Genomic DNA, 11,640 nt, shown 5'->3' with positions numbered 1-11,640 from the left:
GCGAATTCTCCTCAGTGGGCCACGCCGGCGGCGCCGTGCTCGTCGATCAGAGCCCCGCTATGGAAGCGGAACATGGAGAAGGGCTCGGCGATGGGATGCATCTCGCCCTTGGCCAGGCTGGCGGCGAACACATGGCCCGAGCCCGGGGTGGCCTTGAAGCCACCGGTGCCCCAGCCACAGTTGAAGTACAGGCCCTTCACCGGAGTCTTGGAGAGGATCGGACAGGCATCCGGGCAGGTGTCGACGATGCCGCCCCACTGGCGGTTCATGCGCACCCGGGAGAAGATCGGGAACATCTCGACGATGGCCTGCAGGGTGTGCTCCACGGTGGGGTAGCTGCCGCGCTGGCCATAGCCGTTGTAGCCGTCGATGCCGGCACCGATCACCAGGTCGCCCTTGTCCGACTGGCTGATATAGCCATGCACGTGGTTGGACATCACCACGGTGTCGAGGATCGGCTTGAGGGGCTCGGAGACCAGGGCCTGCAGCGGGTGCGATTCCAGCGGCAGGCGGAAGCCGGCCATCTTGGCCAGCACACCGGAGTTACCGGCGGCCACGCAGCCGACGGTCTTGGCCTCGATGTCGCCACGGTTGGTGTGTACGCCATAGACCTGACCGTCGCGGATCTTGAAGCCGGTGACCTCGGTCTGCTGGAGGATATCCACGCCATGGGCGTCGGCGCCGCGGGCATAGCCCCAGGCCACGGCATCGTGGCGGGCCACACCGGCGCGCGGCTGCCAGGAAGCGCCCAGCACCGGGTAGCGGGCACTCTTCGAGCAGTCCATGATCGGCACCAGCTCCTGCACGCTCTTGGCGTCCAGCACTTCGCCGTCGATACCGTTCAGACGGTTGGCATTGACCCGGCGCTGGATGTCGCGCATGTCCTGCAGGGTGTGGCCCAGGTTGAGCACCCCCCGCTGGGAGAACATCACGTTGTAGTTCAGGTCCTGCGACAGGCCTTCCCACAGCTTCATGGAGTGCTCGTAGAGGGCCGCCGCCTCGTCCCACAGATAGTTGGAACGCACGATGGTGGTGTTGCGCGCGGTATTGCCGCCGCCCAGCCAGCCCTTTTCGATCACCGCCACGTTCTTGACGCCGAACTCCTTCGCCAGGTAATAGGCAGTGGCCAGGCCGTGGCCACCGCCGCCGACGATGATGACGTCGTACTGTTTCTTGGGGGTGGGGTTGCGCCACTGGCGCTCCCAGTTCTCATGGTGACTGAGGGCGTGCTTGGCCAGCCCGAAACCTGAATAGCGTTGCATCTTCTCTCTCCTCGACCGGCCCTGCCAGGCAGGGCCGGCTCTTACGGGTTCAGGCGGTAGCGGTTTCTTGCGCCGCTGCCGAGGCGGCACCGTAGACCGGGTGCCGCAGGCAGAGCTCGGCGACCTTCTCGCGCACTTCGGCTTCCACGGCATCGGTATTGCCCTGCTCGGCCAGCACGTCGAGGATGTCGCAGATCCAGCCGGCCAGCGCCTCGCAGTCGTCCGCGTCGAAGCCGCGCGAGGTGACCGCCGGGGTGCCGATACGCAGACCGGAGGTGACGAAGGGGCTCTGCGGATCGTTAGGCACGGCGTTCTTGTTGACGGTGATGTGCGAGCGGCCCAGCGCCGCATCGGCGTCCTTGCCGGTAACGCCCTGGCGGATCAGCGAGACCAGGAACAGGTGGTCGTCGGTGCCGCCGGAGACGACGTCGTAACCGCGGTCCAGGAACACCTTGGCCATGCTGCGGGCGTTGTCGATCACGCGCTGCTGGTACTGAACGAAGGTCTGGCTCATGGCCTCCTTGAAGGCCACCGCCTTGGCCGCGATGACGTGCATCAGCGGGCCGCCCTGCTGGCCGGGGAAGACCGCGCCGTTGAGCTTCTTGTACAGCTCCGAATCGCCGTGGGCCGAGAGGATCAGGCCACCGCGCGGGCCGCGCAGGGTCTTGTGGGTAGTGGTGGTGACCACATGGGCGTGGGCGATCGGGCTCGGGTAGAGCCCGGCGGCGACCAGACCCGCCACGTGAGCCATGTCGACCATCAGCCAGGCGCCGACTTCATCGGCGATGGAGCGAAAGCGCCGCCAGTCGACCACACGGGAGTAGGCGGAGAAGCCGGCGATGATCAGCTTCGGCTTGTGGCTGCGTGCCAGGCGCTCGACTTCTTCGTAGTCGATCTCGCCGGTCTCGGCATTCAGGCCGTACTGCACGGCGTGGTAGTGCTTGCCGGAGAAGTTGGGCGCAGCGCCGTGGGTCAGGTGACCGCCGTGGGCAAGGCTCATGCCGAGTACGGTGTCGCCCGGCTTGACCAGCGCCATGAAGGCAGCTGCATTGGCCTGGGCGCCGGAGTGGGGCTGAACGTTGGCGTAGTCGGCGCCGAACAGGTCGCAGGCACGCTCGATGGCAAGCTTCTCGACTACGTCGACGTGCTCGCAGCCGCCGTAGTAGCGCTTGCCCGGGTAACCCTCGGCATACTTGTTGGTCAACTGCGTGCCCTGGGCCTCCATAACCGCGCGGCTGGCATAGTTTTCCGAGGCGATCAGCTCGACGTGCGCCTCCTGACGCGCCACCTCTTCGGCGATGGCAGCGGCAATCTGGGAATCGAATGACGCGAGTCCGGCTTGGTTCATGAGTGACTCCTGTTGTTATCGGCACTGGCTGGGTGTGTCTTCGAATCTATCGGCAACCCGCCAACGTGAAAAATTTGAAATCCTTATGCGCTGATAATCAGCGCGAAGGGTATTCGGCTCATGCGTCGATTAAAGGCTCACAGGAGGGAGAAAGATTGAATAAATGCGACAGCTTTGCTGAATGACAGGTACCGCCGAGGTCGGCCTACCACTTTTGGCGAAGGCCGTCCGCCGGGTACGAGCTTATGCCTGAAGCACCCATGAGACGGGAGATGGCGATATATCGGTCAGACCGCCGGGCGGGATTCGATATGCAGGAAGAAAGGGTCGACCCGGTCGCTGCCTGGCTCCTCGGCACGCTTGCGCATCTCCGACGGCGGCATACCGAAGGCGCTGCGGAAATGCCGCGAGAAATGGGCCGTATCGGCGAAACCGCAGCGCTCGCCGATTTCGGTGACGCTCTTGCCAGTGTAGTGCAGCAGCCACAGCCCGTAGCGCAGGCGCAGATCGCGCGCGAATTTCTGCGGCCCGACGCCCAGGGTCTCGCGGAAGCGGCGCTCCAGGTTGCGCCGCGAGGTTCCGACCCGCTCCGCCAGCGTCTCCATCGAGATCGGCTCGCCGAGATGTTGCTCGAGCACGGCAATGGAACGGCGCACCAGCCGATCCTCGATCTTGCCGAATACCACCGGCTGCGGCTGCGGATGCGCACCGATACGGGCTTCGTCGAGCAGCATGATTCGCAGGCTCTTCATGGCCCAAGCCTTGCCCAGATGCCGCTCGACCAGATAGGCGGCCAGGTCTGCTCCCGCTGAGCCACCCGCGCAGGTAAGCCGGTCGCCATCATCGACGAAAAGCCGGTCGGCCACCGGCTCGATGGTGGGAAAGCGCTGGATCATATCGCGGTGGTGATACCAACTGACGCAGCAGCGACGCCCGGTCATCAGGCCGGCCTGGATCAGGGCGAAGGCGCCCGTGCACAGCCCCACCAGCGGCACTTGGGCATTCGCCGCCCGGCGCAGGTAGGCCAGCGCCGTGGTATCGGCGCGGTCGGCGTCGTCCAGCACGCCGCCGATCACCACGATGTAGTCGAACTCCTGCGGATCCCGGAAGGGTTGGCACGGCGTGATGGAAGCCCCACAGCTGGAGGCCGCCGGCTCCCCCGTGCTGGTCATGAACGTCCAGTGACAGCGCAGCTGGCGGCTGCGGTCGCCCTCGTCGGCCGCCAGGCGCAGGCAGTCGACGAAGGCGGCGAAAGGCAGCAGGGTGAAGCGATGCAGCAGGACGAAGCCGACGGATAGGGGCTCGCCCTGGGAGGAACGGTTAAAGGTCGCGCCTGGTGTCATGGCAGTACACTCCGAAGCCCTGGAGCCGGGTCGATAGCCTAGCCTATCGCGCCATCGACCCCCACACCACCAAACGAGAAGCGAGCCCAGTTGGACTCGCTGTCAGAAACGACCTCATGAACAATGGTCAGGATTGGGACTGTCCGATGGTATTCAGGTAATCGACGCAGCGATCCACGGACTCAACATCGCCGAACTTGGCGTCGATATCGAACAGGTTCCAGGCCACGGCGCCTGGCACACGGTCACCGATGCACTCCTTGACTGCAATGGTTCGGAAACCATCAGCGATGCCGTCGCAAATGGTTTGGCGTACGCAAGCGCAGGCGGTGACGCCGGTCACGAGGATGGTGTCGACACCATTTGCACGCAGGATGCCCGCCAGCTCAGTACCATGGAAGGACGAGGCACGCTTCTTCAGCAGCGTATACTCACCCTCAACCGGAGCGATGCGTGAATCGATAGCCCAGAGCTCCTTGTCGGCAAGGTTTACGGCGTCGACGGGAATCTTGTTGTGCCATAACCCCATATCGGTAAAAGGTGCATTGCGGTCGGTAATCTCATAGGCGGTCGTCACGTGAATCACCGGCAGTTTCGCAGCACGGAAAGCCTTGAGTAGCTTCTGCATGCCAGGGATGATTTCGTTATCCATCTGCTCCTGGTCACAGGTAAAAGGGTTGCCTGGACGGGTCCAGGCATTCGCGAGATCGACACTCACCAGCGCCGGCTTCTTTCCGAACCCTACGCGACGCTGAAAACCACGCTTTTGGTAAAGCTTAGTGGCCTCTTCGAAAGCCTGATTCAGCATTGTCATCAGATCTTGGGACATCTCATTAACTCCGGTGTGTGGAATTACTGCTGCTGTACGCACTGAGTACTTTGTGTCGTTGACAGCTCGAAGGTTAACCACCTTATTTGATGCAGTCCAATTCCTTTTACTTTTTGATTGATACCGTACAGAGCAACAATAAAAAGTGCATTTTTTATTCTACTTATGCCCGAGCCGGCATCAAAACTTCACAACAAACCGTCCCCATACTTTTCAAAGACCCCAAAAAAAACGGCCCTCCCAGGCCGAAAATTAAGACAGTAAATTCTATTCACATCGCACTAATAGAAAGAAGGCAGCCAGGTCACCAGCCAAGGAAACAGTGTATATATGAATACGGCCCCCAAGATAATCAGCCAATAGGGCAATGACGCCCAAGCAGCATCAGTGACATTAACTTCATTATGGGTAATGGAGGTTAGAACGAAGAGATTTAGCCCTACTGGCGGCGTTATCATACCAACCTCCATTAACAGCGTTACAATAACCCCGAACCAGATGGGATCGAAGCCCAAGCTAGTGACCATGGGAAAAGTGATTGGCAAAGTCATCAACAGCAGCGATATGCCGTCAAAAAAGCATCCTAGTACAAGGTAGACAAGAACGATTAATAGCAAAACTCCATAACGATTGAAGCCAAGATCAGCGATTGCTGCTACCGCATCACGCGGCAGGCCAAGCAAGCTCACGGCCTGAGACAGTATCGCCGTACCCAGCATGATCATGGCGATTGCACTGAACATGATGGTGCCATTGATAAATGCTGCCCATAGCTGGGCCCAGGTGAGATTCCCCCAGACGAAACCCAGCATAATGCTGGCGACCACACCTAGTGAAGCCGCTTCGGTGGGTGTGGCAACACCCATGTAGATGGTACCGAGAACGAAGAAGATCAGCACAGGCAGTGGCCATATCTGCAATAAGCCTTTAAAGACCGCACTCCAGTCCATCGGTTCATCGTCCTCGGGTGTGATGGCCTCTCCCCAGCGGGAACGCAGCATGATCCAGAGGAAGAAAGCGCCGGAGATCATGATTCCTGGAATAATCCCGGCTAGAAATAACTTACCGATGGAGACGTTCTGGGTAGCACCATAGATGATCAGTGCCAGACTCGGCGGAATCAATAGCCCCAAGGTGCCCCCCGCGGCTAGTGTACCCACGACCATGCTAGGCGAGTAGCCACGCTTCTTCAGCTCCGGATAGCCTACCGAACCGATAGCGGCCGCGGTAGCTGAGCTCGATCCACTCACCGCGCTAAATAGTGTGCAGACAGCGATATTGGTATGCAACAGCTTTCCGGGAATACGCCGGAACAAAGGAGTCAGGCCGTTGTAGACCTTGGTGGAGACCCCACTGGCCAGCAGAATGTCTCCTAGAAAGATGAACAAGGGCACTGCAGTCAGCGAGAAGCCGGTCAACAAGTTCCAGATAGAGTTAATGGCGAGGGCTGTAGCACCGCCTCCTTGAAAGTGGAGAAGGATGAATCCTATCAGCCCCAACGCAGCGCCCAGAACCGCACCACTGCTAAGCAGAGTCAACAGCCCTGTGCTAAGAATTAGCCAGCTCATGAGGAAGCCTCCTTATAAAAAGGTTTACGGTCACGAGCGAAAAAGCGTACCAGTGTTTTTTTTAGCGTAATGATGCAGCACATAGTGAAACTGAGTGGCATCACCAGCATCCAAGGCCACAGCAACAGCCCACTGATATCGGAACGTGCGTCAATGGCACGAGAAAAAACCATGAAGTCCCATGACTGGTAGACAAATATTACTGCAAAGACGAGCAATACCAGACCCGCCAGCTGGCCAGTGAAGCCTTGGAAGCGCACCGGCAGCTGCTTAACGACCAGGTCAATACCGATATGACGGTCGATGTTGAGTACGTGAGGAATGGTCAAGAAGGTGATCGAAAGGAAAAGCAGGCCTGCCAGTTCGTTGGAGAAGTGCAGCGGAGTATTAAACAGGTAGCGCATCAAGGTACTGACGAAGACAGTCAGCGTCATCAGGATACCGACGATCACACCGCAGAGGAACATACCGTATACCACTCTGTCGATCGCCTTGTCGATAATCTTCATCGCCATGGCCTCCAGTTTGGGGCCGAAATGACGGCCCCGCGGGCTTATTTAATTGATCTCACGAATTCGGCCAGTGACCTCTTCGAAGATGGCCAGGCCATCCTCCCCTGCCCGACTAGCGAGCTTCTCCCAAGCTTCGAATGCGGCTTCCTGGAAGCGCACCACGTCCTCTTCGGAGAAGGGTTCGAGAATAGTCACGCCAAGTGACTCCCGGTTCTCACGGGCTTCAGCCTCACGCTGCTGATCTACTGACATCTCGCGGGTCTTCTCCCAGATTTCCTCGCCGGCCTCCTCGAGAATGTTGCGATGGTCTTCACTCAGCGACTCCCAAGTGCGCTGGCTGACACCGAACATAGCCGGTACCGCGGCCCAAGGGTGCAGGTACGCCTCATAATCAGTAACCTCATTCAGGGAGACCGTCTCAGCGACTGTGGACAGGTAATAGGCGCAATCCACAACGCCGGTCTGAAGTGCCATATACATATCATTCTGAGGAATAACTTCAGCTGAAATGCCTAGCCGAGTGAACGTATCCACCAGATGTGATGACCAGACGCGGAGCTTGCGGTCCTTGATTTCTTCCAAGGAATTGGCGGGCTCCTTGCAGTGCACACCGACATCGAACACCGGCGAAACAACACCACCGATAGTCTTGATGCCCCAATCGCCATATTCCCTGACGTAGATCTCGCGCACGGTTGGCAGGAGCTCCAAGTGCTCCTCGGCTTCCTTAATGGCACCTTGGGCGTATACCGCGGAGAGCTCCGGCGCGTCTCGTGTGTAATACTCGCCATAGAGAAGGGCCATGTCTACCAAGCCGCGCTGCAACGTACGCAGCATGTCCGGCTCCTTCAGACCCAGGGAGCCGGCATGGTATACGTCAATCTTGAGCTCGCCACCCGACTTCACATCGACAAGCGCTGCAAATTCGTCAACGAAGCCCGCCTCCGGACGCGACTCGGCATAGCCGTTGTGGAACTTAAGAGTTCTCTCGGCAGCCGAGAGCGAGGTGGCGACAAACGTAGCGACCAAGCTGGTAGCACCGATCATCAGCGTTCGTGAGAGTGTCTTGCGCATCGGACTTTTCCCGTTTGGACTTGTTGTGGGCTGCCGGCAAGCCGACAGGCTCTGCTTGACAATATTCAGCCTATGCCTCACAACTCATACCGTCTAATTCATTCTTTTTCTAGATTGATGCCAGCATGAACAACAATATTACGCGCTTTGACCTGCGCCATCTCCGCGCCTTCATGGCAGTGGCTGAGAGCTTACACTTCAAGAAAGCTGCAGAGTCGCTGCACATGACCCAACCGGCACTGAGCCGACTGATCAAGGGGCTTGAGGAAGGGGTCGGCGCCGATCTGTTCGAGCGCACTACTCGCCAAGTGGCACTGTCCCGCTCGGGCCATTTGTTCCTGAACGAGTGCCAGGCCGCGCTAAGCCATCTTGAGCGAGGGATTCAGCTCGCAGAAAGGGCGGCACAGGGTGATATCGGCCATATCACCATTGCTTACAATGACTTCTCGATCAATGGCGTGTTGCCGCGGATTCTCGATACTTTCAAGGAGACCTACCCCGACATCACGGTAGAGCTCATCTACATGCCTTCTCATCACCAGCACGAGGCACTGCTGGAACAACGTATCGACATTGGCTTCATGATCGGCCCCGTGCAGCTGCCAGGAATCGAGACCCACCGCGCGGCCATCGAGAACCTGATGGTGGTCCTGCCTCGACGGCACAAGCTGGCCGACCGGCCACGCTTGACGCTCGCCGAGCTAGAAGACGAGAAGTTCATACTGGGCACTGAAGAGGGCTGGAGCACCTTTCGAGCTTACGTATTCCGGCTCTGCCTGCAGGACGGTTTTCGCCCCCAAATCATTCAGGAAGCCTCGACCAGCAGCGGTATCTTCGGCTTGGTGGCGGCCAACATGGGCATCTCGCTGTATTCCGACTGCATCAACCGGTTTCGCCGGGAAGACATAGCCGTAGTCCCCCTGGCCAGCCCTCATGAGCGCCTTGAGACCATTGCCGCCTGGAACCAGGCCTTTAGTACTCCCAGCTGTCGCCTGTTCCGTGATCTCTTGAGCAAGGAGCTGGAAGGCTGATATGAAATGGGCCGTGGCATCGCTGCCTCGGCCCGCGTTCTCGCTGCCTTCCCTGCCATTCAGTGAAGCGAGGGCCTGCTCAGTTGAGGACGCCGGCGGCACAGCGATACCCCCACATAACAGGCCGAAGAGACAGCACATCCGGTCAGCGGCCCGATCAGCCACCCCACGTCGACGAATAACATCATATAGCCACTGGTGAAGAACCCCACCAGCATGGCAGTGAGCGCTCCCCAGGCTGTGCCTTGCCAGAACGTCGAGATGAAAACTGGTCCAATCATACTGGCGAGCAGCGTGCCGGAACCCAGGATACCCAGCCAGGAAAGCATGAACGGAGGAGCATAAAGCATCATCAGCAGCGCTAAGACGCCGAGCAACACCACGGCCGCGCGATTGATCCTCAGCGCCATGCGCTCACTGGTGACAGGACCAAACAGAGACAGCCGAAGATCATGCGAGGTCGCCGAAGCCACGGTATGCAGCAGCGAGTTTGCCGTGGATTTCATGGCGAAGATAATGAAGAGCGTGATGACCCCCTGGATGGCCGGATGCATGAACTGCTCGAGGTAGATCGGCATTGCCATGTCGGGATCGGCGAGGTCGGGTATGTGCATACGCACATAGAGGCCGACAATAGGGATCAAGCTCAGCAGCGCGCCGAGAATCGCCACGTAGAGCCCCACCTTGTGTAGCTTGACGTCCGGCCTCATCGCCAGGAATCGGATCGCCATGTAGGGCAGCACAGCGGCGAATAGGAATGCGTAAGGCAGCACCAAGAAGACAGTACCGATAGAGTCACCATAATGTGCCCCCGTCGTGGGATTGAGCAGCTCGGGATCGATGGCATTAAGTGATGCCTCCCAAGTACCGAGATCCACGGAGGTAAGTATTTGCGCCATAATAATGATCGCAGCCAAGGCCATACCGCAGACCATGACCGTATCGGTCCAAGCAACTGCGGCAAGCCCCCCTAGCATGGTATAGATAATGATCACCGAGACCATCAAAAAGGCACTTTGGTTGAGCTCGATGCCCAGCCAGCTTGCTCCGAGAAGACCTACAGCCTTGATCTGGCTGGTCAAAAAGACAAGCAGCAGCAAGATGGTAATAAAGGCAGCCACACCTTGCAAAACCCGCCCCATAGCACAGCCACCATGGATCTGGGCAATATACTCTGGGATAGTATTACTCCCCATCTCGATGGCACGCTGCTGCAGGAAGCGGGCGAAGTAGAGCACGGCGATCATCATCGCTGGCGCAAAAAAGAAATTCCCCAGCACCTCGATGGCACCGAACTGGTAGGTTACCCCTGGGGAGCCCATAAAACCCCAGCCACTGAAGCCAGTGGCTACAATGGTGCCGGCCGCCACAAAGGCGCCCAGTGACCGCCCCGCTACCAGAAAGCCCCCTTCATCGCTCTTGTTCATGTAGCGTGAGGAGAGATAGCCCAGATAGATCAGCAGACCGAATGTCAGCAATAACAGGCTCCAATTGAACAGCTTATAGGCGTCCATGGTCATCTCCTCATTGAGCCATTGCTTGATTTTCGCTTGAGCTCCCTTCGGAGATAGGCGGCGCCTGAATGAAGCAGCATATAGCAGGTTAGCATCAGAAAGGTGGTCAATACCCAGGAATTCATTTATACACCTCTTGTTCTTGGTCGACAGGAATGGCTCCCTGCCCATGCGTTGCCATCCATGATGTTCTCAAGGTATTTTAGGCTCTCAAAAGCTGCCAATTTGTAACGCAAATACCCCCATTAATCACAGCAATGGCTCATGGCATGAAGAACATACCGACAGATCTGCTACGCACCTTTGTGACCATAAGGGACCTTGGCGGTTTTACTAGTGCCGGCGAATTTCTTGGCCGCTCACAACCTGCCATAAGCCTGCAAATTAAAAAATTGGAATCACTGCTGGATACCAAGATTTTCCTGCGAGGAACAAGCTTGGATCTCACAGAAGATGGAGAGTATCTCTATCAGGCAGCCAAGCAGATCCTGGAGATCAATGACAAGGCCATAACCAAGCTCAGCGGAGAGAACGTGTCAGGCCGGGTCAGACTTGGCATACCGAATGATTTCGAGCTTGCCTTCTTGCCAAAAGCCCTGCGTAATCTGGCGAGAACATACCCAAACATAGCTGTCGAGGTCGACTGTGACATCAGCAAGGTGATATTTCAGCGTTACCAGAAGCACCTCTATGATGTATGTCTGGTCATGGAGCCGGAGAGGAAGGATGAAAATAGGGATATCCGTGATTACAGGATCGACCAGTTAGCCTGGGTAATGAGCCATGGCAACCTGACCGATTCGGAATTTCTTCCGCTGGTCACCTACCCTCAAGGCTGCATCTACCGGGCGATGCTGGAGAGTTCACTGACGCAGGCAGGTACGCCCTACCGCATTGCCTATACCAGCCCCAGCTTGCTGGGGATCATGTCGGCGGTCGAGGAAGGGCTGGGACTGACGGCAATGGCTTCATCTGTGGTGCCTTCTCACCTTTCGAAGGCGACTGAAATGGAGCGCCTGCCACGCCTCGGCTCCGTTAGCATTGGGCTTTACTATCGCGAGCGGGAACTAAGCGTGGCAACCCGGCACGTTCTTGACTTCCTACGTGCCGGGTTAGCCAATCTGGCACCGCCTCCCATGCTAGGGAGTCGATAACCTTG

10 protein-coding genes are annotated in these 11,640 nt (G+C 58.2%); 2 read left to right on the top strand and 8 right to left on the bottom strand.

Features of this window, described 5'->3' with window-relative positions:
• Positions 1–11 precede the first annotated feature (11 nt).
• The 7 genes from HNO52_RS01120 to HNO52_RS01090 all read right to left on the bottom strand — a co-directional run bounded on the left by HNO52_RS01120 (position 12) and on the right by HNO52_RS01090 (position 7,936).
• Positions 12–1,262 carry a sarcosine oxidase subunit beta family protein gene (locus HNO52_RS01120; RefSeq protein ID WP_197567259.1) on the bottom strand — a complete coding sequence of 417 codons (1,251 nt, stop codon included), beginning with the start codon at positions 1,260–1,262 and terminating at the stop codon, positions 12–14.
• Between the two features lie 49 nt (positions 1,263–1,311).
• Positions 1,312–2,610: a serine hydroxymethyltransferase gene (glyA, locus tag HNO52_RS01115; RefSeq protein WP_197567258.1), complete on the bottom strand. Its 1,299-nt coding sequence runs from the start codon at positions 2,608–2,610 to the stop codon at positions 1,312–1,314.
• A gap of 287 nt (positions 2,611–2,897) precedes the next feature.
• Positions 2,898–3,953, bottom strand: coding sequence for a GlxA family transcriptional regulator (locus HNO52_RS01110; protein ID WP_197567257.1), 1,056 nt, complete (start codon positions 3,951–3,953; stop codon positions 2,898–2,900).
• A 127-nt stretch (positions 3,954–4,080) separates the two neighbouring features.
• Positions 4,081–4,782: an isochorismatase family protein gene (locus HNO52_RS01105; protein WP_197567256.1), complete on the bottom strand. Its 702-nt coding sequence runs from the start codon at positions 4,780–4,782 to the stop codon at positions 4,081–4,083.
• A gap of 281 nt (positions 4,783–5,063) precedes the next feature.
• Positions 5,064–6,350 (bottom strand): TRAP transporter large permease, encoded by a 1,287-nt coding sequence (locus HNO52_RS01100; protein WP_197567255.1) that lies wholly within the window; start codon positions 6,348–6,350, stop codon positions 5,064–5,066.
• Positions 6,347–6,859: a TRAP transporter small permease gene (locus tag HNO52_RS01095; protein ID WP_197567254.1), complete on the bottom strand. Its 513-nt coding sequence runs from the start codon at positions 6,857–6,859 to the stop codon at positions 6,347–6,349. Before HNO52_RS01095 ends, HNO52_RS01100 begins: the two co-directional genes overlap by 4 nt.
• 48 nt (positions 6,860–6,907) lie before the next feature.
• Positions 6,908–7,936, bottom strand: a complete 1,029-nt coding sequence (locus tag HNO52_RS01090) for a TRAP transporter substrate-binding protein (protein ID WP_197567253.1) — start codon at positions 7,934–7,936, stop codon at positions 6,908–6,910.
• A gap of 125 nt (positions 7,937–8,061) precedes the next feature.
• Here HNO52_RS01090 and HNO52_RS01085 point away from each other — a divergent pair, with 125 nt between their 5' ends.
• Positions 8,062–8,967, top strand: coding sequence for a LysR family transcriptional regulator (locus HNO52_RS01085; RefSeq protein WP_197567252.1), 906 nt, complete (start codon positions 8,062–8,064; stop codon positions 8,965–8,967).
• A gap of 59 nt (positions 8,968–9,026) precedes the next feature.
• Here the strand turns inward: HNO52_RS01085 and HNO52_RS01080 are convergent, their stop codons facing one another.
• Complete coding sequence (locus HNO52_RS01080) at positions 9,027–10,481, bottom strand: sodium:solute symporter family protein (protein ID WP_232090470.1); 1,455 nt, start codon at positions 10,479–10,481, stop codon at positions 9,027–9,029.
• A gap of 269 nt (positions 10,482–10,750) precedes the next feature.
• Between HNO52_RS01080 and HNO52_RS01075 the strand changes: the two genes are divergently transcribed.
• Positions 10,751–11,635 (top strand): LysR family transcriptional regulator, encoded by an 885-nt coding sequence (locus HNO52_RS01075; RefSeq protein WP_197567251.1) that lies wholly within the window; start codon positions 10,751–10,753, stop codon positions 11,633–11,635.
• The last annotated feature ends 5 nt before the right edge of the window (positions 11,636–11,640 follow it).

Source organism: Halomonas sp. MCCC 1A13316 (assembly GCF_014931605.1).
Taxonomy (GTDB): domain Bacteria; phylum Pseudomonadota; class Gammaproteobacteria; order Pseudomonadales; family Halomonadaceae; genus Halomonas.
The sequence above is the reverse complement of the archived record's forward strand: the minus strand, read 5'-3'. Positions and strand labels throughout refer to the sequence as shown.

Excerpts from the sequence above, each read along its gene's own strand:
- HNO52_RS01105 (WP_197567256.1), bottom strand. The coding sequence starts at position 4,782 with ATGTCCCAAGATCTGATGACAATGCTGAATCAGGCTTTCGAAGAGGCC.
- HNO52_RS01090 (WP_197567253.1), bottom strand. The coding sequence starts at position 7,936 with ATGCGCAAGACACTCTCACGAACGCTGATGATCGGTGCTACCAGCTTG.
- HNO52_RS01100 (WP_197567255.1), bottom strand. The coding sequence starts at position 6,350 with ATGAGCTGGCTAATTCTTAGCACAGGGCTGTTGACTCTGCTTAGCAGT.
- glyA (WP_197567258.1), bottom strand. The coding sequence starts at position 2,610 with ATGAACCAAGCCGGACTCGCGTCATTCGATTCCCAGATTGCCGCTGCC.
- HNO52_RS01075 (WP_197567251.1), top strand. The coding sequence starts at position 10,751 with ATGAAGAACATACCGACAGATCTGCTACGCACCTTTGTGACCATAAGG.
- HNO52_RS01095 (WP_197567254.1), bottom strand. The coding sequence starts at position 6,859 with ATGAAGATTATCGACAAGGCGATCGACAGAGTGGTATACGGTATGTTC.
- HNO52_RS01085 (WP_197567252.1), top strand. The coding sequence starts at position 8,062 with ATGAACAACAATATTACGCGCTTTGACCTGCGCCATCTCCGCGCCTTC.
- HNO52_RS01080 (WP_232090470.1), bottom strand. The coding sequence starts at position 10,481 with ATGGACGCCTATAAGCTGTTCAATTGGAGCCTGTTATTGCTGACATTC.
- HNO52_RS01110 (WP_197567257.1), bottom strand. The coding sequence starts at position 3,953 with ATGACACCAGGCGCGACCTTTAACCGTTCCTCCCAGGGCGAGCCCCTA.
- HNO52_RS01120 (WP_197567259.1), bottom strand. The coding sequence starts at position 1,262 with ATGCAACGCTATTCAGGTTTCGGGCTGGCCAAGCACGCCCTCAGTCAC.